Here is a 23037-nt window from a genome sequence, read left to right as displayed (position 1 = left end):
CGGTGGTTGCAGAAGGGAAGTTCACGTGACCCGCAAGAATCCCCAGGTCGAGGAAAACGACGAAAAGGACCTCGTGGTCGGCGACGGTCCAAAGGACTGGGCCGCCGGCATCCCCGGGGTGCTGCACTCCATGAAGCCCGCGATCGAACACATGGGCCTGAACCGCACGCGCAAGACCGTGCTGGCGATGAACCAGAAGGACGGTTTCGACTGCCCCAGCTGCGCGTGGCCGGACCCGAACCACCGCAAGGCCTTCGAGTTCTGCGAGAACGGCGCGAAGGCCGTCACCTGGGAGGCGACGCCGGTGGTCATCGGCCGGGAGTTCTGGGCGGAACATTCCGTCAGTGAACTGCGGACGCATTCCGAGTACTGGCTGGGGATGCAGGGCCGGCTCACCGAGCCGGTCCACAAGCCGGCCGGCGAGGACCATTACAAGCCGGTGAGCTGGCCGGAGGCGATCCGGATCATCGCGGACAAGCTCAAGGCCCTGGACTCACCGGACGAAGCCGCCTTCTACACCAGCGGGCGCACCTCCAACGAAGCTGCCTTCCTTTACCAGCTGATGGTCCGCGGTTACGGCACCAACAACCTGCCGGACTGCTCCAACATGTGCCACGAGTCCTCGGGCTGGGCCATGGGCCAGACCATCGGCATCGGCAAGGCCACCGTCAGCTTTGATGATTTTGCCAAGGCTGACCTGATCATCGTCATGGGCCAGAACCCCGGCACCAACCACCCGCGCATGCTGACCGAGCTGGAGGCGTGCAAGGAAAACGGCGGCGAGATCGTCGCCGTCAACCCCCTGCCGGAGGCCGGCCTGCGCCGGTACAAGAACCCGCAGAAGGTCAAGGGCATCATCGGCCGCGGGACGGAGATCGCGGACCAGTTCCTGCACATCCGCATCGGCGGCGACATGGCTCTCCTGCAGGCCATCTCCAAGCGTGTCCTCGACGCCGAGACCCGGAACCCGGGCACCGTCCTGGACCACGCGTTCCTCGCCGAGCACTGCGAGGGGCTGGACGAACTCAAGGAACACCTCAGCCTGCTGGACGAGGAGGAGGTCCTGCTGGCCACCGGCCTGCGCACCGAGGAAATTGATGAACTCGCGGCCCGTTACCTGAAGGCCGAGAAAGTCATCATCACCTGGGCCATGGGCATCACGCAGCAGAAGAAGGGCGTGGCGACGATCAAGGAGATCATCAACCTGCTCCTGCTGCGCGGGAACATCGGCAAGCCCGGCGCCGGCGCCTCGCCCATCCGGGGCCACAGCAACGTCCAGGGCGACCGCACCATGGGGATCTGGGAGCAGATGCCGCAGTCCTTCATGGACTCCCTCGGTGAGGAGTTCGGCTTCGAGCCGCCCCGCGACCACGGCGTGGACGCCGTGGAAACCATTAACAAGATGCGCGACGGCGGCATCAAGGCGTTCATAGCGCTCGGCGGGAACTTCGTCGGCGCCATTTCGGACACCAACGCCACCGAAGCGGCCATGCAGAACACCGAACTCTCCGTGCAGATTTCGACGAAGCTGAACCGGTCGCACACCGTGACCGGCGCGGAAGCCCTGATCCTGCCGACGATGGGCCGGAGCGAAATCGACATCCAGGAGTCCGGCCCGCAGTTCGTGTCGGTGGAGGATACGGTCTGCGCCGTGCACCCCTCCTGGGGCAAGGTCGAGCCGGTCTCGCACCACCTGCTTTCCGAACCGGCGATTGTCAGCCGGCTCGGCAAGGCGCTGGTCGGGGACAAGATCAAAGCCGACTGGGATGGCTTCGAGAAGAACTACGACCTGATCCGGGACCACATCTCGCACGTCGTCGGCGGCTGCGAGAACTACAACGAGCGGATCCGGCACGAGGGCGGCTTCATCCTGGCGAACGGCCCCCGGGATTCGCGGACCTTCCCCACGCCCACCGGCAAGGCGGTGCTGACCGTCAACGACCTGGAGCACGTGGAGAAGCCCGCGGGCACCCTGATCCTGCAGAGCATGCGCTCCCACGACCAGTTCAACACCACCATCTACGGACACAACGACCGCTACCGGGGCATCAAAAAGGGCCGCCACGTGTTGTTCGTGAACCCGGACGACATCACCGAGCTGGGCCTGGCGGACGGAATGTTCGTGGATATCAGGGGCGAGTACCAGGACGGTGTGGAACGTATGGTCCGCAAGTTCCGGGTGGTCTCCTACCCGACGGCCCGCGGCTGCGCGGCGGCGTACTATCCGGAAGCGAACGTGCTGGTGCCGCTGAACCACACGGCCGAAGGCAGCAACACCCCGGTTTCCAAGGCCGTGATCGTGCGGCTCGAACCGAGCGAGGACCAGACCCCGGACGGTTCCACCACCGCGGCGTCCGGGGCGGCCCGCACGCAGTAGGGCACGCTCCGGGGGACATGCCCCACCTTGGCCGCGGCCACTGGACGTCATGCCAATATGTCCATGCGCCAGCGCTCAGGGAGGGCATGTCCCCCGGGGTGTGCCAGATCCTCCGGAGGACATGTCCCGCCTTGGCCGCGGCCACTGGACATCATGCCAATATGTCCGTGCGCCGGCGCTCAGGGAGGGCATGTCCCCCGGCGTGTGCCAGATCCTCCGGAGGACATGTCCCGCCTTGGCCGCGGCCACTGGACATCATGCCAATACGTCCGTGCGCCGGCGCTCAGGGAGGGCATGTCCCCCGGGGGGGGCGGGATCCTGTGGCTACTGGGCGCGCTTGGCCCAGCCCTTTTCGTCGGGGCCGCCGGACTCGCCTTCCTCACAGAGCTCGAGGACCTTGTTGGACGCCGCGTGAACGGCCTCCTGCGTGCTCTTCCTGCCGTCGGTCGACGCGGTTCCCGCGGCGTATCCGACGATGAACGCGCTGATGGCGTCCGCGTGCGGCCCGACGGCCTTCAGCGACTCATCCGCGACCTGGACGATCTTGTCGTGGTCTACTTCCAGATCAAGGATCTGCAGTGCCTGGATCAGGCGGGCGCTCCAGTGCCGCAGCGCGCTGTCTTCGTCCCGGGTCAAAGTCATTGTTGCTCCTCTTCATTGGTGCGTCAGCCGATTGGCGTTCCCACAAGGGTTAGCACCGACGCCGGGGTTCCGCAACGCGACACGGCAACCCGCCGCCGGAACCAGCCGCCGCCGGAACCAGCCGCCGCCGGAACCAGCCGCCGCCGGAACCGGCCATCGCCTGAACTGCCTCAGCTCCACAACGCGACGTGGAACTTCGATCCGCGGCGTTCCAGTCCCCGGGAGCCGCCCGGAGCAACCATCGCCGCGGTCGCGTCGGCGGTTCCGGCGAAGCGCTGCAGCGTCCGCGCCATCGTGGTGGTCCGGTGGTTGTCCAGGGTGCTCGCCCACCACAACCCGGTGACCGGGGTCCCGACGACGGGCAGCCGGACGAGGACCCCGCCCTGGAGCTCGGACCGGACGATGTGGCCGAGCGCCAGCATGATGCCCTCCCCCGCCCGCACCGCCGCCAGGGCTTCCGTCTCGCTGCTGAGCCGGATGATCTCCGGCGCCACCCCCATCGACGCCAGCCAGCGGCCCTCCTCCGAGCTGTCCTGGATCCCCGCCGGTCCGGCGAACCACGGCCGGTCCAGCAGCCGGGCCAGGGACACCGGTCCGGGGAGCCGGGCCAGCGGATGCCCCGCCGCGGCGACCAGGGTGCGCTGGTAGCGCAGGAACGGCACGCATTTGAGCCCCGGACTGGTCACCGCTGTCCCCGCCGGCGCCGTCGGCCGGGCCCCCAGGGCGATGTCGTACGCCCGTTCCTGCAGCAGCGAGGCAAGGTCCTCGGCGGCCTCGACCACCACGTCCACCGAAGCGCCGGGAACACGCTTGGTGAAGAGGTCCAGCAGCCGGCCGGCCGCATGTTCGGCGAAGGGCGCGGTGGCCACGATCTTCAGCCGCCCGGCGTCGTTCTTGGCGTTGGAAACCTCCCAGCGGGCCTGGTCCGCCAGCCCGACGATGTCCTGGGCATATTCGGCCAGCGCCCGGCCGCCGGGGGTCAGCGCAATGCCACCCCCGGCCCGCACGAAGAGCGGATCGCCGAGGTCCTGCCGGAGCGCCGCCAGGGCGGAGGAAACTGCCGGTTCGCTGACGCCGAGGGTCTCCGCGGCAGCGTGCAGCGAGCCGAGACGGGCAACGAGGGCGAACGTGCGGAGCTGGCTCAATGTCATCGACACGGCGTCATAACCTTTCGCTTATGACGATATTGACACTCCGTTCCGGGCAGGGCAAGACTGGCCTGACATCGGTGCTGCGCGACGTTGCCAGCGCCTTGGCGTGAGGTGGGGACTATGCAGATTCCGGCTCCTTTCGACTATGTTCGGGCCACGTCGGTGGACAACGCCCTTGAACTCCTCTCCCGCCACGGTGCGGAGTCGCGGGTCATCGCGGGGGGCCACAGCCTCCTGCCGATGATGAAGCTCCGGCTCTCCCGGCCCGAGTGGCTGATCGACATCAACGACCTGTACGAGCTCGACTTCATCCTGCGCGACGGCGACAAACTGCGCATCGGCGCCCTCACGCGCCACACGACGCTCCTGGAGTCCGACGAAATCGCGGCGCTCTTTTCCATCGTCCGGGACGCCGAAGCCGTGATCGCCGACCCGGTCGTGCGGAACCGGGGCACCATCGGCGGCTCGCTCTGCCAGGCCGACCCCGCCGAGGACCTGTCCACCGTGTGCGACGTGCTGGGTGCGGAAGCCGTGATCCGCGGACCGGCCGGCGAGCGCATCCTGGCCATGGCAGACTTCCACCGCGGACCTTACGAGACGGCCGTGGGACAGGACGAAATGCTCTGCGAGGTCCGCATCCCCGTCCGCCCCCGGTCGGGCAGCGCCTACGAAAAGGTCGAACGCCGCGTGGGCGACTGGGCGGTCGGCGCCGCCGGCGCCTCCGTGACGCTGGCCGCGGACGGCACCATCGCCGACGCCGCCGTCGGACTCACCGCCCTCGGACTCGACCACACCATCGCCGGGGCCGCCGACGTCCTCCGCGGCCAGCAGCCCCGGGAGGAACTGTTCGTGGAAGCCGGACGGATCGCGGCAGCGGCCTGCGACCCCGTGGCCGACCAGCGCGGCCCGATTGACTACAAACGGCATCTCGCCGACGAACTCACCCGGCGGGTACTGCGGCAGGCCTGTACCCGCGCCGCCCAGACACAGGAAGGCTGAAGCGGATGCAGATCAGCATGACCGTCAACGGCAACGAAGTCACGTCCGACATTGAGCCCCGGGTGCTCCTGGTCCACTACATCCGGGAAGTCCTGGGCCTGACCGGGACCCACTGGGGATGCGACACGAGCAACTGCGGGACCTGCGTGGTCCTGATGGACGGCCAGCCGGTGAAGTCCTGCACCGTCCTCGCGGCGATGGCTGCCGGACACGACATCCGCACGGTCGAGGGCCTCGCCAGCGGCGCCACCCTCGACCCGGTCCAGCAGGGCTTTATGGAGGAACACGGGCTGCAATGCGGGTTCTGCACCCCCGGCATGATGCTGACCGCCCGCGCCCTGCTCGACAAGAACCCGCACCCGGACACCACCGAGATCCGCCAGGCCATTTCGGGCCAGATCTGCCGGTGCACGGGCTACGCCACGATCGTCCGGTCGGTGCAGTGGGCCGCCGCCCACCCGGCCGGCGGCGACACCGACGCCACGGTGGACGAGGTCATCGACGGCACGGACACCGTCATCGAGGACATCCCCGCGGAAACAGCGGAAACAGCAGACAACGAGGTGAAGGCATGACCGTCATCCACGAACGGCCCAGCAACCCGGCGGCCGGCGACGAGGACCGCCCGATCGGCTACGGCCGGATCCAGCGGAAGGAAGATCCGCGCTTTGTCCGCGGCAAAGGCAACTACCTGGACGACATCGTCCTGCCCGGCATGCTGCACGGCGCCATCCTGCGCGCCCCGGTGGCGCACGCCCGGCTGGTCTCCATCGACACCACCAACGCCCTCGCCCACCCCAAGGTCCTCGCCGTTATCACCGGGAAGGACCTGCTGGGCCTCAAGCTTGCCTGGGCCCCCACCCTCTCCGCGGATGTCCAGGCCGTCCTCGTGACGGACAAGGTCCGCTTCCAGGGCCAGGAGGTCGCGTTCGTTGTGGCCGAGGACCGCTACGCCGCGCGCGACGCGCTGGAGCTGATCGACGTGGAATACGACGTCCTGCCCCCGGTCATCGACGCCCGCAAGGCCCTCGACGCCGACGCCCCCGTGATCCGCGACGAGATCGAGGGCAAGACGGACAACCACATCTTCGACTGGGAAATCGGCGACAAAGCCGAAACCGAGGCTGTCTTCGCGAGCGCCGACGTCGTCGTCTCCCAGGAGATGGTCTACCCGCGGGTGCACCCCGCCCCGATGGAAACCTGCGGTGCGATCGCCGACTTCGACGCCGTCGACGGCAAACTGACCCTCTACGAAACCACCCAGGCGCCGCACGCGCACCGCACCCTCTTCGCGATCGTCGCCGGGATCCCCGAGCACAAGATCCGTGTCGTGTCCCCGGACATCGGCGGCGGCTTCGGCAACAAGGTCGGCATCTACCCCGGCTACATCCTCGCCGTCGTCGGCTCGATCGTCACCGGCAAGCCGGTGAAGTGGGTGGAGGACCGCTCGGAGAACCTGATGTCCACCTCCTTCGCCCGCGACTACATCATGCAGGGCGAAATCGCGGCCACCAGGGACGGCAAGATCCTTGCAGTGCGCACCAACGTCCTGGCCGACCACGGCGCGTTCAACGCCACCGCGCAGCCGACCAAGAACCCGGCCGGCTTCTTCTCCATCTTCACCGGCAGCTACGACCTGAAGGCCGCCTACTGCTCCGTCACGGGCGTCTACACGAACAAGGCCCCCGGCGGCGTCGCCTATGCCTGCTCCTTCCGCGTCACCGAAGCCGTCTACCTCGTCGAGCGGATGGTGGACATCCTCGCCCGCAAGCTGGAGATGGACCCGGCGGAACTGCGGCTGAAGAACTTCATCAAGCCCGAGCAGTTCCCCTACGCCAACAAGACCGGCTGGGTCTACGACTCCGGCAACTACGAACCGGCCATGCGGCTGTCCATGCAGCTGGCCGGCTACGACGAGCTCCGCCGCGAGCAGCGGGAGAAACGGGAGCGCGGCGAACTGATGGGGATCGGCATCTCCTTCTTCACCGAAACGGTGGGCGCCGGCCCGCGCAAACACTTCGATATCGTGGGCCTAGGCATGGCCGACGGCGCCGAACTGCGGGTCCATCCCACCGGCAAGGCCGTCGTCCGGCTCTCGGTGCAAAGCCAGGGCCAGGGCCACGAGACCACCTTCGCGCAGATCGTCGCCGAGGAACTCGGCATCCCGCCGGAGGACATCGACGTCGTCCACGGCGACACCGACCAGACGCCGTTCGGCCTCGGCACCTACGGGAGCCGTTCGACGCCGGTCAGCGGCGGCGCCGTCGCGCTCGTCGCCCGGAAGGTGCGGGAGAAGGCGAAGCTGATCGCCGCGGCCATGCTGGAGACCCGGCCGGAGGACCTGGAATGGGAGAAGGGCCGCTGGTTCGTCAAGGGCGATCCCGGCGCCGGGAAGACCATCTCCGAGATCGCCATGGCGGCCCACGGCACCATGACCCTGCCCGAGGGCGTCGACGGCAACCTCGACGCCGAGGTCACCTACGACCCGCCGAACCTCACCTTCCCCTTCGGTGCCTACATCTGCGTCGTCGACATCGATCCGGGCACCGGACACGTCAAGGTGCGCCGCTTCATCGCCGTGGATGACTGCGGCACCCGGATCAACCCGATGATCATCGAGGGCCAAGTGCACGGCGGGCTGACCGACGGCGTCGGGATGGCCCTGATGGAGATCATCGAGTTCGACGCCGACGGCAACTGCCTGGGCGGGTCGTTCATGGACTACCTGATCCCCACCGCGATGGAAGTGCCGGACTGGGAGACCGGCTTCACCATCACCCCGTCCCCGCACCACCCCATCGGCGCGAAAGGCATCGGCGAGTCCGCCACCGTCGGCTCTCCCCCGGCGATCGTCAACGCCGTCGTCGACGCGCTGGCCCCCTACGGGGTGGTTCACATGGACATGCCCTGCACCCCGGCCCGGGTCTGGGCCGCCATGCAGGGCCGGGCAAGGCCGCCGATCTAGGATGACCACGACAACAGAGTCCCTCACGGCCCGGGCGAACGACCTCGCATCCCGGCGTGAGCCGTTCGTGCACGCCACGGTGGTCCGCGCCCAGCATCCCACCAGCGCCCACGCCGGGGACACCGCCCTGGTGCTCCCCGACGGGGAGATCCAGGGTTTCGTCGGCGGAAACTGCGTCGAGTCCTCGGTGCGGGAGTACAGCCGGCAGGTCCTGGCCTCGCAGGAACCCCTGCTGCTGCGCGTGGTCCCGGGCGAGCCGTCCCGCACCGCCGGGGAAGGCGTGGTTGAGGTCTCCAACCCCTGCCTGAGCGGCGGGGCGATCGAGATCTTCCTCCAGCCCCGCATCCCGCCGGCGCGGGTCATCGTGGTCGGCACCACGCCCGTGGCGCAGGCCCTGGAGACCCTCGGCGCCGGTGTGGGCTTGGCCGTGGAACTCACCGACGGCGATTCCGCGGCGCCGCGGGGCGACGACGCCGCGCTGATCGTGGCCTCGCACGGCAAAGCGGAGGAAGCCGCGCTCGAGGCGGCCCTGCGCGCCGGCGTGCCCTATGTCGCGCTCGTCGCAAGCAGGACGCGGGGAGCCGCGGTGCTGGAATCCCTCGACGTCGACCCGGTGCTGCGCGCACGCGTCTTCACCCCCGCCGGGCTGCAGCTGGGTGCCCGCACCCCCGGCGAGATCGCACTCTCGATCCTGGCTGAGCTCATCCAGGAGCGGGCCAGGTCCCGGGACGCCGCCACGGTGACGGCGCCGACGGCGGCGGTGACGGCGTCGTCGGCCACAACATCCCCGGCCCCGGCTGCGGCGGACGACCAGGCGACGGCGGTCGACCCCGTCTGCGGTATGACCGTCGCCGCCGCGGACTCCTCGCTGCAGCTCGAGCACAACGGAGTCACCGTGTACTTCTGCTCGCCCGGCTGCCGCGCGGCCTTCCGCAAAGATCCGGAGCGCTATGCCCTCACCCCCTGAACGCTCAGCCCGCGAGCATCGGACGGCGGGGCTGATCCTGGCGGCCGGGGCCTCGCGGCGGCTGGGCCGGCCCAAGCAGCTGCTCCCGTACGGCCCCGGGGTCCTCCTCGACGCCGTGATCGCGGCCGCCCGCGACTGCGGCTTCGACCAGACCGTGCTGGCCCTGGGCGGTGCCGCCGGGGAGGTGCAGCGCACGGTCGACACCACCGGCTGCGAGATTGTGCTCAACCCGGACTTCGGCGCGGGCTGTTCCTCCTCCATCGCCGCCGGCATCGCCGCGCTCCGCCCGGACACGGACGCCGTCGTCCTGCTGCTCGGGGACCAGCCGGGCATCCGGGCGGTCACCGCACGGGCCCTGCTGGAACGCCTCTTCACCGGCGGGCCGGGCCCCGGACAGGGCGCCCCCGGCATCGCCGTCTGCCGTTACGACGACGGCGTCGGCCACCCCCTGGCGTTCACCCGGCGGATGTTCCCGGAGCTGACCGCCCTGCACGGCGACAAGGCGGTCTGGAAACTGCTGGAGCAGCGGGCGGGCGACGTCGTCGAACTCCGGGTTCCGGGCCCCGTCCCGCCGGACGTTGACACGGACGAGGACTACCGCCGGGTCCTCGCCGGCCTGGAAGGCGCGCGATGAACACCGCGGCGCGCACCGGCGCGGAGGAGGACGTCCAGCGCAGAGTTCCCGACGTCGCCTCGCTGATGGAGGCGCTGGACAGCAGGGACTACCTGGCCGACGTCGGGCTGGCCACGGCGCTGTTCCTGGCGGTCCGGCTGCCGCAGCCCATCCTGCTGGAGGGCGAGGCGGGCGTCGGCAAGACCGAGGCGGCGAAGGCCCTGGCCGAACTCCTGGACACGCCGCTGTACCGGCTGCAGTGCTACGAGGGGATCGACGCCGGCGAGGCCCTCTACGAGTGGAACCACCAGCGCCAGCTGCTGGGGATCCGGCTGGCGGAAGTCCGGGACGCCTCCGTCACCGAGACGGACCTCTTCGGCCCCGAGTACCTGCTGCGCCGGCCGCTGCTGCAGGCGATCGAACATCCCGGCCCGCGCCCCGCGGTCCTCCTGCTGGACGAGATCGACCGGGCCGATGCCGAGTTCGAGGCCTTCACCTTCGAACTCCTCGCCGAGGCCGCGGTCACCATCCCGGAGCTCGGCACCATCCGGGCCACCCACCCCCCGATTGTCATCCTGACCTCCAACCGGACGCGGGACCTGCACGACGCCCTGACCCGGCGCTGCCTCTACCACTGGATCGACTACCCCGGCCCGGAGCGCATCGCGGAGATCGTGCGCCGCCGCGTGCCCGCCAGCAGCGGCCCGCTGGCGCTCCAGGCCGCCGCGGTGATCACCAGGCTGCGCAGCCTGGATCTCGCCAAACCGCCGGGGATCTCCGAGGCCATCGACTGGGTGTCCGCCCTGGCCGTGCTGGGCATCGACCACATCGACGCCACGACGGCGGACCGGACACTCGGCTCGATCGTCAAGAACCGCGATGACCTGGAACTGGTCGGCGCCCGCGGGGCCGACTGGCTCGTGGCCGGCACGGGCGGGTGAGTCCGGTGACGGCACCAACCACCCGGAACCCCCGGAACACTGCCGCCGCACCCCCCGCGGTGGAGGCAGCCACCCTGTCCGCGGCGTTCGTCACCGCCCTGCGGCAGGCCGGGCTGACGTGCTCGCCCGACCGGGCCGTGCGGCTGGCCGAGGCCCTCCGCCTGATCCCGCCCACCGACGTCGAACGGCTCTACTGGGCGTCCCGGGTGGTGCTGGTGTCCGCGCGCGGACAGCTGCCGGTCTTCGACGCCGTGTTCGCCGCGGTCTTCCGCGGCGGCTTCGACCCGTCCGCGCGCCGCAGCAGCACCGCGCCGCCCCCGTCCCCGCCCGCCGGCCCCGAACAGGCCCGCACCCGGCCCTCCCCGGCCGGGGACCGCGCCCCCGGACAGGCGCCGGCACCGCGGCAGACGACGCCGGCGGTTGCCTCCGCGGGACCGGACGGCAGCGGCGACCCCAACACCCCGGAACGGGAGGCGGTCCTGGCCATGGCCTCCACCGAGGAACGGCTGCACGGGATGTCCTTCGCGCAGCTCACCGAGGCGGAAGTCCTGGAAATCAGGCGGCTGGCATCCCGGCTGCTGCTTGCCACCCCCACGCGCCTGAGCCGCCGCACCCGCAAGTCCGCCCACAGCAGCGCCCGGCTGGATGTCCGCGCCACGGTCCGCGCGGCCCGGCGCTCGGGCACAGACACCACGCGGCTGCTGTATGCCCGGCGGCGGGAGCAGCGCCGGAAGCTGGTGATGCTGTGCGACGTCTCCGGCTCCATGGAACCGTATGCGCGGATCTTCGTCTCGCTGCTCCAGGGCGCCGTGGCAACCGCCGGCGCCGAGGCCTTCGTGTTTTCCACCCGGCTGACGCGCCTGACCCGGCAGCTCGCGCTGCGCGATCCGGACGCGGCCCTGGCCCGTGCCGCCGTCGCCGCCCCGGACTGGGCCGGCGGCACCCGGATCGCCGACAGCATCCGGCACTTCGTCGACGAACATGGCCGCCGCGGCCTGGCACGGGGTGCGGTGGTGGTGATCTTCTCGGACGGCTGGGCACAGGAGGACCCCGGACAGGTGGCGGCCCAGATGGCGCGGCTGCGGCGCCTGGCGCACCGGATCATCTGGGTCAATCCGCGCAAGGCCGCCCCGCACTACCAGCCGCTGGTGGGCGGTATGGCAGCGGCCCTGCCTTACTGCGACGCCTTCGTCAGCGGACACAGCTACACCGCTTTGGCAGAGGTCGCGGCCGCCATCCGCGGCGACGGCCAGTCATCACTCAACGGCCAGTCAGCACTTATCGGCCGGTCAGCACTTATCGGCCGGTCATCATTCAAGGGAAGAAGGACCTAATGCAGATCAACAGTGCTTTCTCGGTCGTCGCACCGATCGACACCGTCTGGGACACCATCATGGACTTCGAACGCGTGGCAGGCTGCGTCCCCGGCGCCCGGATCCTGAACAAGCTTTCCGACGACGCCTACCAGGTGGGCATGACCGTGAAGCTGGGCCCGGTGAACATGCAGTACAAAGGGCTGCTCAACGTGATCGAACGCAACGCCGCCGAACACCGCGCCGTGCTCGGCGGCAAAGCCCAGGAAACCCGCGGCCAGGGCACCGCGGAGGCCACGGTGACCCTGGAGCTGACGGAGGAGGCCGGCGGCACCACCCGCGGCACCGTCAACGCCGAACTGTCACTGTCCGGCAAGGCCGCCGCGATGGGCAAGGGCGTCATTGGCAGTGTCACCGAGCAGATGATGGCCCTGTTCGCCAGCAACCTGCAGGCCATGATCACCGCGCCGGCCCCCGGAACCCCAGCAGCAGGCGGCCTGCCGGCGCCCGTGCCCGCGGCCGGGCTCGACGCGGAGGCGGAGGCGGAAGCCGCCGCAGCCAAGGTCGCCGCGGCGACGGCCCCGGCCCCGGCGGCGGAACTTCCCGGCGTGCCGGCCAGCGCCGTGCCCGCAGCGGCCCCGCGGGTGTCTCCGCCCGCCGGGGGCCGGGCTGCAGCCGCGCCTTCCCCGGCGCCTGCCCCCGCCGGCAGCCTGGACGCCCTCAGCCTGGCGAAGGGCATCGCGGCGGATCAGCTGTCCAGCCCGGGGAAGGTCCTGGCACTCGTAGCAGTGGTGGCCTGTGTCTCCTACTGGGCGGGCCGGTGCTCCGCCTTCCGGCTGGTCCGGGCGATCGGAAGGCTGAAGACCGACCGTGCGTGATGTCCTAGCCGCCATGATGCCGGGCTGGCAAAAAGGCGACACCGCCGGCCTGGCCACCGTGGTGAGCACCTTCAAGTCAGCGCCCCGGCTCCCCGGCGCCTCGATGCTCGTCACCGCCGGCGGGGAAGCGGTCGGCTCGGTCTCCGGCGGCTGCGTCGAAGGCGCCGTGTACGAGCTGGCCACCCAGGTCAAAGAGGACGGCGTTCCCGTCCTGGTGCGCTACGGGATCAGCGACGACGACGCGTTCGCCGTCGGCCTGACCTGCGGCGGAATCATCGACATCTTCGTCGAGCCGGTGTCCCGGCACAGCTTCCCGGAACTCGACGCCGTCCGGCAGGACATCGCCGGGGAGCGGCGCATCGGGGTCGCCACGGTGATCGAACACCCGGACAGCAGCTGGCTGGGGCGGCATCTGATCGTGCGGCCGGACGGCTTCGAGGGGAACCTCGGTTCAGAGCGGGCCAACCAGGCGGTGGGCGATGACACCCAGGGCCTGCTCGCCGCCGGCCGGTCCGGCGTCCTGAGCTACGGCCCCGACGGGGAACGGCTGGACACCGGCATGCGGGTCTTCTTCGCGAGCTACGCCCCGCCGCCGCGGATGCTGGTCTTCGGCGCGATCGACTTCGCGTCAGCGCTCGCCCGGCTGGGAACCTTCCTGGGCTACCGCGTCACCGTGTGCGATGCCCGGGCGGTGTTCGCCACCCCCGCACGCTTTCCCGATGCGGCGGAGGTCGTCAACGCATGGCCGCACCGCTACCTCGCCGAGCAGCTGGACAAGGGCCTGGTCGATGAGCGCACCGTGTTGTGCGTCCTGACGCACGATCCGAAGTTCGATATTCCGCTGCTGGAGGTTGCCCTGCGCGGCCCGCCGATCGCCTTCATCGGTGCCATGGGGTCGCGCCGGACCCACGCGGACCGGGTCGCCAGGCTGCGTAAGGCGGGCCTGGGCGAGGAGGCGCTGTCGAGGCTGCACAGCCCCGTGGGCCTGGACCTTGGCGCCCGGACGCCGGAGGAGACAGCGGTGTCCATCGCCGCGGAGTTCATTGCCAAGCAGTGGAGCGGCAGCGGGGAGCCACTCCGGCAGCTCGACGAGCGGATCCACCACGACGAGCAGCGCTGACCGGGCATCGTGATCGGAAACAACGTCCTGCTGACCATGGCCTAAATGCTCGCGGCCATGGACGCGCACGGCACCGGCGCCCCGCTGGCGGGTCCTGAATCCGCGGGACTTCCGGTCCAGACGCCGCACCACGGCGGACCTGTGCTGTCCCTGCCGGGTTCCCTGCCTGGCGCGGAGCAAGACTGGGCAAGCCAGCCCGCCGTCGTCCTCGCGCTTGCCTTCGGGCTCGCCGGCGCCGTGGGGGCCTGCTCCGGCGGCCCCACACTCCCGGCCGTCCGCGCAGCGGCGATGCATTCCTGGAGTTCGCGTTTTCGACGTCGATGGCCGCTAAGTCCGCGGCGCTCGCGGTCTGACGGTTGAGGACTTCAGCTGCGTGACGCGAGCCTGCCGGACGCGCCGGGCGTTAGCCGGCCGGGCCGCCGTCGGGCGTAAGCTCGTCCCATGGCGAGATACTTCGATGTACACCCCGAAAACCCGCAGGCACGCTCCATCAGCCAGGCCGTGGAGATCGTCCGTTCCGGCGGGCTGATCGCCTACCCCACCGACTCCTGCTACGCGCTCGGCGCGCAGCTGGGCAACAAGGAGGCGCTGGACCGGATCAGGTCCATCCGCCAGCTCGATTCCAAGCACCACTTCACCCTGGTCTGCAAGGACTTCGCCCAGCTGGGCCAGTTCGTGCAGATCGACAACGACGTGTTCCGCAGCATCAAGGCCGTCACTCCAGGGAGCTACACTTTTATCCTGCCTGCCACCAAGGAGGTTCCCAAGCGGCTGCTGCACCCGAAGAAGAAGACGGTCGGTGTGCGCATCCCGGACAACCCGGTGGTGCAGGCACTGCTGGCCGAACTGGGCGAGCCGCTGCTCTCCAGCACCCTGTTGCTGCCGGACGAGGAAGAGCCGCTGACGCAAGGCTGGGAAATCAAGGAACGGCTTGAGCATGTGGTGGACGCCGTAATTGACTCCGGCGACTGCGGCGCGGAGCCGACCACCGTGATCGACTACTCCAGCGGCGTGGCCGAAATCGTCCGGCGCGGCATGGGCGACCCGTCCCGGTTCGAATAGGCGTTGTAGTGTCCTACGCGTTTTCGGCAGACGTGGCGGTGCCGGACGCCCGATTTCGCAACCAGCGGCGCGACAGATCCACCGCCGCCACCAGTCCTGCGAGGGGCGTGAGCACGGCCGCGGCGTAGACGAACAGCAACCAGCTCAGCGTGGTCAGCAGCGTCTGGTGGTTGCTCAGCAGGGAGAGTCCGCCGAAGAGCCCGATGGCCCAGAACAGGACCACTCCGGCGAGCACAGCCGCCGAGGGAAAGTACTCGTTCGTGACGGTGCTTTTTACGGTGCTCTGCAGAATTCTCAAGGTTTTCATTGGACCCTCCTCATACCTGGCGGTGGGAGAATGTCCGCCGGGGTCATTCCAAGTATGGGGCCCGCCAAGCCCGTATTTTTGACGAATGACCGGCACGTGACGAAGCTAACTCGGCGGCTGGATAGGGGCTCGGAGGCGCCGCGGAATGGTCCTTGGCTCTCCCTGCCGGGAAGCCTGCTCACAGGGATGAAAACACGCCTCTGTTCCGGGGCAGGAACGGAGCCCCGCTCAAGGACGACCCGTCTGGCCCCGGGTTATAGTTCTGCATGGGGATCGACACATGCCACCTGGCCGCACCCTTGGTGCGGCGGGGTAAGGAACTTTATGGCAACCTCCCGCTGCCACCTGCTGTCGTGGCCGCGATGGCCTTGGATCTCCTCCTTGGCCGGCTCCGTCCGGTGCCGCTTCCCGGGCCCCGAGCTCTCCACCGGTTGGCGGGGGCGGTACTGGTGCTCGCAGGCGTCGGCCTGAATCTTTGGGCGCTGGCTGAACGGCGACGCCGCACGGCGGGCCCCTTCGCGCTGGAGCGGCCGGAGGGCGTGGTCACCACCGGCCCCTATGCAATCACCCGCCATCCTATGTACATCGGCTGGTGGCTCATCCAACTGGGTGCGGGAACATTGGCCGGTTCATCCTGGGTCCTCGCAACTCTGCCGGCCGAAGTGCTTGTGGAACACCGCAGTATTCTCGGCGAAGAGGCCATGCTGGCTGAGCTCTTCGACCGGACCTACCTTGAATATGCGGCAAGGGTTCCGCGCTACTTCGGATTCCCCGCGCCAGTGCCGGGCCTGCTATGAGGGCTTGGGCCGCGCGCGTACGTGCATCCGCTCGCCCTGCTGTCCAAACAGACTGATGAATTCGACGGGCCTGCCATCGGCGCTGGCAAACCAGTGCGGCGTGCGAGTGTCGAATTCCGCGGCTTCGCCGGCGCGAAGTTCAAAGTCCTTGTCGCCCAGCACCAGACGCAGGCGTCCGTTGAGGATGTAAAGCCATTCGTAGCCTTCGTGAACACGCGGGTCGGGCTCTGCCCCGCGGGCATCACCGGCAAGCACCATCTTGAAGGCCTGCAGTCCGCCTGGGCGGCGCGTAAGAGGAACAGCCGTCATGCCGCCATGGGTGATGGGCCGGAGGTGGATCCGCGGATCCCCGGTGGGCGGGGCGCCGACCAGATCATCGAGCGGAACACCGTACAGCCTCGCGAGGGGCAGCAGGATTTCAAGGTTTGGCCTCCTTTGGCCGGATTCCAGGCGGGACAGGGTGCTCACCGATACCCCGGATGCGGAAGACACATCTCCGAGGGTGAGGTTCCGTTCCGTACGGAGTGCGCGAAGCCGGGGGCCGACCGCCCCGAGAACATCGTCAAACTCAGTTTCCATGCACCCAGTTTGCCATAACGGCAATCATGTTTGTCAAAATCCGCTCTAGCGATGGAGTCTGGTGTAGCCGCCCAAGGACGCTGGCGGCGAATTTTCAGGACGCGACGAAGGACAGCCCTGCATGGACACCACACGGTATGACGTTGTAATTGTTGGCGGCGGCGCGGCGGGACTCAGCGCGGCCACGACGCTGAGCCGCGCGCTGCGCTCGGTGCTGGTCATCGATTCCGGAACACCCCGCAACGCCCCTGCGGCGGGTGTCCACGGTTATCTTTCGAGGGACGGCATGACCCCCGGGGCACTCCTGTCCATCGGGCGCAGCGAACTGCTCTCCTACGGAGGAACCGTTATTGACGGCGAAGCCGTTTCGGCCCGGCGAACCCCCGACGGATTCGAGGTGATTCTCGGAGATGCCCGCCGGTTCTCCGGCAGACGCCTCCTCGTCACCACCGGACTGACAGACGAGCTGCCTCCCATCGACGGGCTGCGGGAGCAATGGGGAAAGGGCGTTGTGCACTGCCCCTACTGCCATGGCTGGGAAATCCGCGGGCAACAGATCGGAGTGCTGGGGACAGGCCCGCTGTCCGTCCATCAGGCGTTGCTGTTCAGGCAGTGGTCCCGGGACATCACCCTTTTCCTCAACGACACCGTGGAACCCACCGACGAGGAATGGGACAAGCTCGCTGCCCGGTCCGTAACGGTCGTCGACGGCGCCGTGGCTTCCGTTGACGCTGTCGATGGTGTCCTCACGGGGCTCACGCTCCGCCAGGGCACATCGTTCGCCGTGCAGGCCCTGGCGGTCGGAACACGGATGGAGGCCAGATCCGCGCTGCTGGAATCACTCGGACTCAGTGCTCAGGTGCACCCGTCGGGTGCTGGACGGTTTATCGAGACCGACGCTATGGGTGGTGCGACGGCCGTCCGCGGGGTGTATGCGGCGGGGAACGTCTCCAACCTGATGGCTCAGGTGATCACCGCGGCGGCCGAGGGTGTCATGTCCGGCGCGCGGATCAACGCCGACCTCATTGAAGAGGAAACCCGGTGGGCCGTCGAGGGTCGCTTCGGCCCCTTCTCGGCCGCCTCGGAAGCCGCCGTCTCTAGCATCATGCTGGGTCACCGACGCCACGGCCTAGATGATGGGCCGAACGCCGCCGGCATGGGCCCTTCGGCCCCAAGAGAAAGTTGATCATCATGGATCACCACCTCCACCAGACGCGGCACAACGACCATCAGCCCCACCAGCAAACCGGCGGTCATGACCAGCCCCGCGTCCTCGACCTCGATGCCGAGGTGTTCGGCGACCACCTTGCGGCCGTCCTGGACCTGACCGGGGTCCCGGCTGCGCGCAGGATCGTTGACCTCGGCGCCGGCACCGGCGCAGGGAGCCGACTGCTGAGCCGACGCTACCCCGAGGCCGAGCTGACGTGCGTCGACAACGACCCGGAGATGCTCGGTTTGCTGCGCGGGCAGGGCTTCGCCGTGGTCGAGGCCGACCTCGACGACGGCTTCCCCACGCTGGCCGGCTCCCTGATCACGGCGGATGCCGTGGCCGAGGCGCCGGTTGACCTGGTGTGGGCATCGTCCTCGCTCCACCACGTCGCCCACCCCGCCCGGCTGCTGTCCGGGGTCCGCCGGGCACTGGCGCCGGGCGGGGTCCTGGTCGTCGTTGAGCTCGCCGCCCTGCCCCGCTTCCTCAGCCAGCCGCGCGGAGCGCTGCTGGAACAGCGCTGCCACGCCGCTGCGGCGGCCGAGGGGTGGAACCAGCACCCGGACTGGACGCCGGTCATCGAGGCCGCCGGGTTCCGCGTCACCCGGTCCGAGGTGACGGCCGTCGCCCCTGTGACTCCGGCCGCACGGGAGTACGCCCGGCAGTGGTTCGCCCGGTTTTCGCGCCTGGCAGCCCTTACCGCGGACGACCGGGACGCCGTGAAGGTCCTGTTGGAGCGGTTCTCCGCCGACATCGAGCTGGAACCCCGCGCCACGCGGACAGTCTGGGTGGCCACCCCCGACCAGGCCAAGTTCAACCCCCTTCTTTCAAGCTGGCCGGCGGTGACATGATGGGGCGCATGAGCCGAGTCACGTGCGATCTGACCATCTCCCTCGACGGATTTGCCGCCGGTCCGAACCAGAGCCTGGCGGAACCCCTGGGCGAGGGCGGGGAGCTCCTGCACCGGTGGCAGTTCGAAGAACCCGAGTCCAATGCAGCCGAGCGCGAAGGCATCCTCGCGGCCGGCGCCTTCATCATGGGACGGAACATGTTTGCAGGGCCCGGGGTGTGGGATGAGAAGTGGCGGGGATGGTGGGGCGAGGAACCGCCGTATCACGCGCCCGTGTTCGTTCTCACCCATCATCAGCGGGAGCCTCTGGAACTGCAGGGCGGCACCACGTTCTACTTCGTCACCGAGGGGATCGAATCCGCGCTGGCCCAGGCGCGGAAGGCCGCCGGGAGCAAGGACGTGGCCATTGCCGGAGGAGCGCAGACCGTCCGCCAGTACCTTTCGGCGGGGCTGATCGACGAGCTGAGGCTCCACATCGCGCCCATCGTCCTGGGGGCGGGCGAGCGGCTGCTGGACGGCGTCGCGAACCTCAAGCTTGAGCCGACGGAAGTGGGCGGTACCAAGCTCGTCACCCACGTGCGCTATCAGGTAGTCCGCTGAAGGCTGAAGCTCAATCGTAGTTGTGGTGGTCCTCGGCGCGGACGCGGTCCACAGGGCCCATCATCTCGCCAGCTGTCAGCAACTTGTCACGCTCGAGCAGAGGGAACAGCGTGGGCAGGCCTTCCACTTCCAGCTTTTGAACCATACCGAAAGCTGCAGTTTCCGCATCGGCGTGTGTCCGGATGGTCCACCACGTTTCCCGTTCCTCCGGGGAGTCGGTTGCATCGAGCCGATTCCGGTACAGGCCCCAGGTCTCGCCGGGGTTTTTGGGCACTTCCGTGTGCAGCACGTGCCCAAACCACGTAAGCCATGAGCGGGGCCCCTTCACACCGGTCAAAGTGGGGGGTCTCAACCCTCTCTCAGCAGGTTCGATTTGAAGGTATCAGAATTCCTGTTTCAACGACTTTGCGCGCATCCGCCAGTGATCGGGCCGACCGAATGCTGGCTCAACAGCGCTATAGACGGGAAACCCTTGAGAGTCGCAACGAGAAATGGCGCGCTTCTATCGCTCATTGTCGGTTGGTTAACGTTTACCGATTTGGGGGCCGCGGTCGGGTACCCACCGAATGCCAGACGCACCGATCACAGTCAGTAGGCTAAGGCCATAATCGTCTTCCGCTTAGGGGCGCCCAACTGCTCGAGGAAATTAGGGGACAAAGTGACGGGACGATCAATGTTTGTCTTGATTCGGTGACGCGGTCGGTTAGGTGGGGTCGAGCATATTTCGCCGTGCAGGCGATCGCCGGTTTGTTCTGGTGGACCGCGGTTTTCGTGTCGCCCGTGGTGCGCAACATGACCCTCGGCAGTCTCGACCCGGCCGTGGTGGCGGTCTTCGACATTCCGCTGTTCGTCATGGCCTCGGCCGCGGCGGCATTCGGCGTGAGGGCTGCCGCGGTAGTGACTACCGTCTGGACCGGCGTCGTCGCCGCCGCGCTGGCGGTATATGCCACCATCACGACCGAAGCCGGCTGGGGCCTACTGAGCATGGGCGCTGCCACCGCAGGTTCGCTGGGCGCTCTCTGCCTCGTCCTGCTGGCGCGCATACCGACCGCGTGGATTGTCCGCGGACCGTTCGCATTCCGTCCCGCCAGCAGCCGCCGGAAGGCTGCTGGCCATGTGGCTTCCACATTCGGGCAAATCGTCCTCTTCTGGGGGTTCTTCCTGGCAGTGATTCCGTTGGCCATAGCGGCACTCGAGCAGCGCTGGACGGTGACGCTCCCTTTCCCATCGGTTGCAGGTCCCATCGGTCTCGCGATTCTAGGACTCGCCAGCGCTCTGGGCTTCTGGTCGGCAGTAGTGATGTCGGCATTTGGAGATGGCACGCCGTTGCCATCGGCGATGCCCAACCGTCTGGTCATCGCAGGCCCGTATCGCTGGATTCGGAATCCGATGGCAGTAGCTGGCATTGTCCAGGGCGGCGCCGTCGGCCTCATCCTCGAGTCTTGGCTCGTCGTCGCCTACGCAGTCGTGGGCTCCTTGGTGTGGAACTACGCCGTCAGGCCGCTTGAGGAGTCTGACCTCAGGGAAAGGTTCGGCGAAGAATTCCAGCAATACCGCGACACGGTCCGCTGCTGGATCCCTCAAATTTCTGCGAGTCAGCATTCTCTGAGGCGATGACTGTGCTGCGGCATCTTGGTGAGTGGCGATCAGTGGATCCGACGGCTGGAGCAAGATGGCCTGCTGCTGGGGCCCGACTGGGTGTACAGCTTTCGGGTTCCGCAGCAAATCCACAAACAAGTAGCAAACCTCCCGACCGGCATTCCTATCAGCGGCATCCCTTTGTCATAGCGGTTACCGTGTGCCCCCGTTGCAGTGATAACCCCGGACCCCTAGTGTTCGGATCATGGCTGCGCACAGGGGACCCGTTCGTTATGCCAAACGCATGTCGCCGACCCTATTGTCTGTTGCGTGCCTCGTCATCGTCGCGGTGACGGCAGCCTGCGGCTCGGCTCCCCCACAAGGCACGTCGGTCGGCAAGCAACCAGCCAACGGGCCACTGTCGGCCTCGGCCGAACCGTGGACGGGCGCCGGACTGTTGCCAGGCTTGGCCCTCGCCTCGGCTCCATCGGTTCCGTCAGCCCCCGCCGGGCATGGTGCAGATGAATGCCTCCCACAGCGTGCCGAGGACTCCGTGGCCAACGGAATGCTGGAGTGTGAGTACTTCACTTCCGGTTCCTTGATGCCGGCCTCCGTGCCCCGTGGTCCGGGAATGAGTTCCGGCGACTACGCCATAAGGTTCGGCATCGTTCGTGGCCACCCGCTGATGACCGTGCGGATCCCCTGTGCCTCCTACGCGGTCAAGATCACCATTGTCGGGGAAATAATCACGCCGGATCCGGGGACACTGGAAAGCTATGTGGACACGTGCACCTTCCCGTGGGATCAGGAACGGGCGCGGATGGAACGGTATCTTCAGGCTCCGCTTCAGTTTGCGCGCCGGGAAAGTGGAATTGTGCTGCACAACCCGGAATGGGGAATCACCCTCTTCGGAACCCCCTACGATGCCACCTAACTCCGCTTCCCCATGCCGCCGCGGGGGCGGCGCGGATCGTTCTACCAGTCGAACTTCATCCGCCGGCTCTGTATTCACGAAGAGTCATCTTGGCGGTGAAGGAGTAGTCGCCCTCGGGGTTGATCAAGGCAACGAGGGGAGCCCGTGCAATTCGAGGAGGATCCTGTTTGCCTTCTTGGCGTTCGACTGGGCTGCCACCCATTCGATTCCCAGAAACTCATAGCTTGAGAGTTTTGCCGCTATTTCAGTTGAATTCTGTTCGGTCATGGAAGTAGGCCCAGCTTCACCGGCTGCCAACAACCCCCGGCGCCAGTTCCTCATCGGCCGAAACGGGCATGGCGGTTTTGTTTGCTTCGAGGACGAAGAAGATGAAGGACAGGAACGCCGTCCTCTCGCCGCTGATGATGCGCGGCGGAAGGAGTTCGTGCGGCGTGTCTGGAGCTGGCCCTGGTTCGCTCACGGTGGCTACGCGGTATCCCGCCGACGTGAAGGCGCTGATCATCTCGTGAAGTGGTCGGTGCCAGAAGGTCAGGACCGCAGACTTGCCATCGAACTCGTACTCCTCCGAGTATTGCCGGATGGCGAAGTAGTCCTCCGTTGGTTGGGTGACAACGCTGACTGTGGGGTGGTTGACCGACAGGATCAGGCGACCGCCCGGCTTCAGCACGCGCCGCAGTTCGGCAAGTGGTGCTGACCAGTCCTCCAGATAGTGCAGGACCAAGGACGAGACAACGTCATCGAAGGAGTCATCGGCGAAAGGGAGCGGCTTGCTCAGGTCGGCCACGAACAGGTCCGCGGTCGCGCCCAATCGCTGTCTTGCCAATGCCAGCATCGCAGGACTGGAATCGAAGCCGGTCATGATCGCGCCTTTCGCGGTCAGTGCCGCGGACAGGGGCCCGGAGCCGCACCCTGCGTCCAGGACACGGTGACCGGTCACGTCGCCGACAAGGCCAATCATCGCCGGCCGCTCGTAGTACGCGTTGAGGAGGCTGGACTCATTTTCAGCCGAGTAGTTCTCGGCGAAATCGTCATAGTGGTTGGCCTTCACTTCTCTTCCCTTTCAGGCGATTCCTCACGGGCGGGACAACAGGGTCGACCCTAGCAAGCAAGAGCCGCCCTTCTCTACCACTTATAGGACGCCCCATAGTGTCTTTTAT

23 protein-coding genes are annotated in these 23037 nt (G+C 68.0%); 17 read left to right on the top strand and 6 right to left on the bottom strand.

The genetic code is table 11. The features are described from left to right. Positions 1 to 25: 25 nt before the first annotated feature. Positions 26 to 2377: an FdhF/YdeP family oxidoreductase gene (locus tag AC06G6_RS09370; protein ID WP_479828420.1), complete on the top strand. Its 2352-nt coding sequence runs from the start codon at positions 26 to 28 to the stop codon at positions 2375 to 2377. 324 nt (positions 2378 to 2701) lie between these two features. Here the strand turns inward: AC06G6_RS09370 and AC06G6_RS09365 are convergent, their stop codons facing one another. Further along, positions 2702 to 3019: a DUF6457 domain-containing protein gene (locus tag AC06G6_RS09365; protein WP_307464072.1), complete on the bottom strand. Its 318-nt coding sequence runs from the start codon at positions 3017 to 3019 to the stop codon at positions 2702 to 2704. Between the two features lie 170 nt (positions 3020 to 3189). Further along, the gene (locus AC06G6_RS09360; protein ID WP_479828605.1) at positions 3190 to 4170 is read right to left on the bottom strand and encodes a LysR family transcriptional regulator; all 981 of its coding nucleotides are present in this window, start codon (positions 4168 to 4170) and stop codon (positions 3190 to 3192) included. A 120-nt stretch (positions 4171 to 4290) separates the two neighbouring features. Here AC06G6_RS09360 and AC06G6_RS09355 point away from each other — a divergent pair, with 120 nt between their 5' ends. The 10 genes from AC06G6_RS09355 (at position 4291) to AC06G6_RS09310 (ending at position 15028) form a co-directional block, all read left to right on the top strand. After that, positions 4291 to 5169, top strand: coding sequence for an FAD binding domain-containing protein (locus AC06G6_RS09355; protein ID WP_479828419.1), 879 nt, complete (start codon positions 4291 to 4293; stop codon positions 5167 to 5169). Positions 5170 to 5174: 5 nt separating this feature from the next. Further along, positions 5175 to 5744 (top strand): (2Fe-2S)-binding protein, encoded by a 570-nt coding sequence (locus tag AC06G6_RS09350; RefSeq protein ID WP_479828418.1) that lies wholly within the window; start codon positions 5175 to 5177, stop codon positions 5742 to 5744. Further along, a complete protein-coding gene (locus AC06G6_RS09345) occupies positions 5741 to 8134 on the top strand; it encodes an aerobic carbon-monoxide dehydrogenase large subunit (RefSeq protein WP_479828417.1) in 2394 nt (797 codons plus the stop codon). The genes AC06G6_RS09350 and AC06G6_RS09345 overlap by 4 nt, the downstream gene beginning before the upstream one ends. 1 nt (position 8135) lies before the next feature. Then, a complete protein-coding gene (locus AC06G6_RS09340; protein WP_479828416.1) occupies positions 8136 to 9101 on the top strand; it encodes an XdhC family protein in 966 nt (321 codons plus the stop codon). Then, positions 9085 to 9735, top strand: a complete 651-nt coding sequence (locus AC06G6_RS09335) for a nucleotidyltransferase family protein (RefSeq protein WP_479828415.1) — start codon at positions 9085 to 9087, stop codon at positions 9733 to 9735. The genes AC06G6_RS09340 and AC06G6_RS09335 overlap by 17 nt, the downstream gene beginning before the upstream one ends. Next, positions 9732 to 10655: an AAA family ATPase gene (locus AC06G6_RS09330; protein WP_479828414.1), complete on the top strand. Its 924-nt coding sequence runs from the start codon at positions 9732 to 9734 to the stop codon at positions 10653 to 10655. Before AC06G6_RS09335 ends, AC06G6_RS09330 begins: the two co-directional genes overlap by 4 nt. Before the next feature lie 5 nt (positions 10656 to 10660). After that, positions 10661 to 11989 carry a vWA domain-containing protein gene (locus AC06G6_RS09325; RefSeq protein WP_479828413.1) on the top strand — a complete coding sequence of 443 codons (1329 nt, stop codon included), beginning with the start codon at positions 10661 to 10663 and terminating at the stop codon, positions 11987 to 11989. Beyond that, a complete protein-coding gene (locus AC06G6_RS09320) occupies positions 11989 to 12846 on the top strand; it encodes an SRPBCC family protein (protein ID WP_479828412.1) in 858 nt (285 codons plus the stop codon). Before AC06G6_RS09325 ends, AC06G6_RS09320 begins: the two co-directional genes overlap by 1 nt. Beyond that, positions 12839 to 13966, top strand: coding sequence for an XdhC family protein (locus AC06G6_RS09315; RefSeq protein WP_479828411.1), 1128 nt, complete (start codon positions 12839 to 12841; stop codon positions 13964 to 13966). The genes AC06G6_RS09320 and AC06G6_RS09315 overlap by 8 nt, the downstream gene beginning before the upstream one ends. A gap of 441 nt (positions 13967 to 14407) precedes the next feature. Beyond that, the gene (locus AC06G6_RS09310) at positions 14408 to 15028 is read left to right on the top strand and encodes an L-threonylcarbamoyladenylate synthase (RefSeq protein WP_479828410.1); all 621 of its coding nucleotides are present in this window, start codon (positions 14408 to 14410) and stop codon (positions 15026 to 15028) included. A gap of 13 nt (positions 15029 to 15041) precedes the next feature. Here the strand turns inward: AC06G6_RS09310 and AC06G6_RS09305 are convergent, their stop codons facing one another. Next, complete coding sequence (locus AC06G6_RS09305; protein ID WP_479828409.1) at positions 15042 to 15335, bottom strand: hypothetical protein; 294 nt, start codon at positions 15333 to 15335, stop codon at positions 15042 to 15044. A 266-nt stretch (positions 15336 to 15601) separates the two neighbouring features. Between AC06G6_RS09305 and AC06G6_RS09300 the strand changes: the two genes are divergently transcribed. After that, complete coding sequence (locus tag AC06G6_RS09300; protein WP_479828408.1) at positions 15602 to 16132, top strand: methyltransferase family protein; 531 nt, start codon at positions 15602 to 15604, stop codon at positions 16130 to 16132. Here the strand turns inward: AC06G6_RS09300 and AC06G6_RS09295 are convergent. After that, positions 16127 to 16711: a helix-turn-helix domain-containing protein gene (locus AC06G6_RS09295; protein ID WP_479828407.1), complete on the bottom strand. Its 585-nt coding sequence runs from the start codon at positions 16709 to 16711 to the stop codon at positions 16127 to 16129. The genes AC06G6_RS09300 and AC06G6_RS09295 overlap by 6 nt on opposite strands. A 121-nt stretch (positions 16712 to 16832) precedes the next feature. Here AC06G6_RS09295 and AC06G6_RS09290 point away from each other — a divergent pair, with 121 nt between their 5' ends. From AC06G6_RS09290 to AC06G6_RS09280, 3 genes are read left to right on the top strand one after another with little or no spacing between them, the layout of a single operon-like run. Further along, a complete protein-coding gene (locus tag AC06G6_RS09290) occupies positions 16833 to 17897 on the top strand; it encodes an NAD(P)/FAD-dependent oxidoreductase (RefSeq protein WP_479828406.1) in 1065 nt (354 codons plus the stop codon). A 5-nt stretch (positions 17898 to 17902) separates the two neighbouring features. Further along, positions 17903 to 18769: a class I SAM-dependent methyltransferase gene (locus AC06G6_RS09285; protein WP_479828405.1), complete on the top strand. Its 867-nt coding sequence runs from the start codon at positions 17903 to 17905 to the stop codon at positions 18767 to 18769. Between the two features lie 8 nt (positions 18770 to 18777). Beyond that, the gene (locus AC06G6_RS09280) at positions 18778 to 19368 is read left to right on the top strand and encodes a dihydrofolate reductase family protein (protein ID WP_479828404.1); all 591 of its coding nucleotides are present in this window, start codon (positions 18778 to 18780) and stop codon (positions 19366 to 19368) included. A gap of 10 nt (positions 19369 to 19378) precedes the next feature. On the opposite strand, the gene AC06G6_RS09275 is transcribed toward AC06G6_RS09280, so the two are convergent. Further along, a complete protein-coding gene (locus AC06G6_RS09275; protein ID WP_479828403.1) occupies positions 19379 to 19657 on the bottom strand; it encodes a hypothetical protein in 279 nt (92 codons plus the stop codon). A 440-nt stretch (positions 19658 to 20097) separates the two neighbouring features. Between AC06G6_RS09275 and AC06G6_RS09270 the strand changes: the two genes are divergently transcribed. Further along, positions 20098 to 20985, top strand: a complete 888-nt coding sequence (locus AC06G6_RS09270; RefSeq protein ID WP_479828402.1) for a methyltransferase family protein — start codon at positions 20098 to 20100, stop codon at positions 20983 to 20985. A 226-nt stretch (positions 20986 to 21211) separates the two neighbouring features. Further along, complete coding sequence (locus AC06G6_RS09265) at positions 21212 to 21880, top strand: hypothetical protein (protein ID WP_479828401.1); 669 nt, start codon at positions 21212 to 21214, stop codon at positions 21878 to 21880. A 283-nt stretch (positions 21881 to 22163) separates the two neighbouring features. On the opposite strand, the gene AC06G6_RS09260 is transcribed toward AC06G6_RS09265, so the two are convergent. After that, positions 22164 to 22928, bottom strand: a complete 765-nt coding sequence (locus AC06G6_RS09260; protein ID WP_479828400.1) for a class I SAM-dependent methyltransferase — start codon at positions 22926 to 22928, stop codon at positions 22164 to 22166. Between the last annotated feature and the right edge of the window lie 109 nt (positions 22929 to 23037).

This window comes from Arthrobacter sp. CJL-S3 (assembly GCF_056711635.1).
Note: the sequence above shows the minus strand (reverse complement) of the source record. Positions and strands in the feature narration are given on the sequence as shown.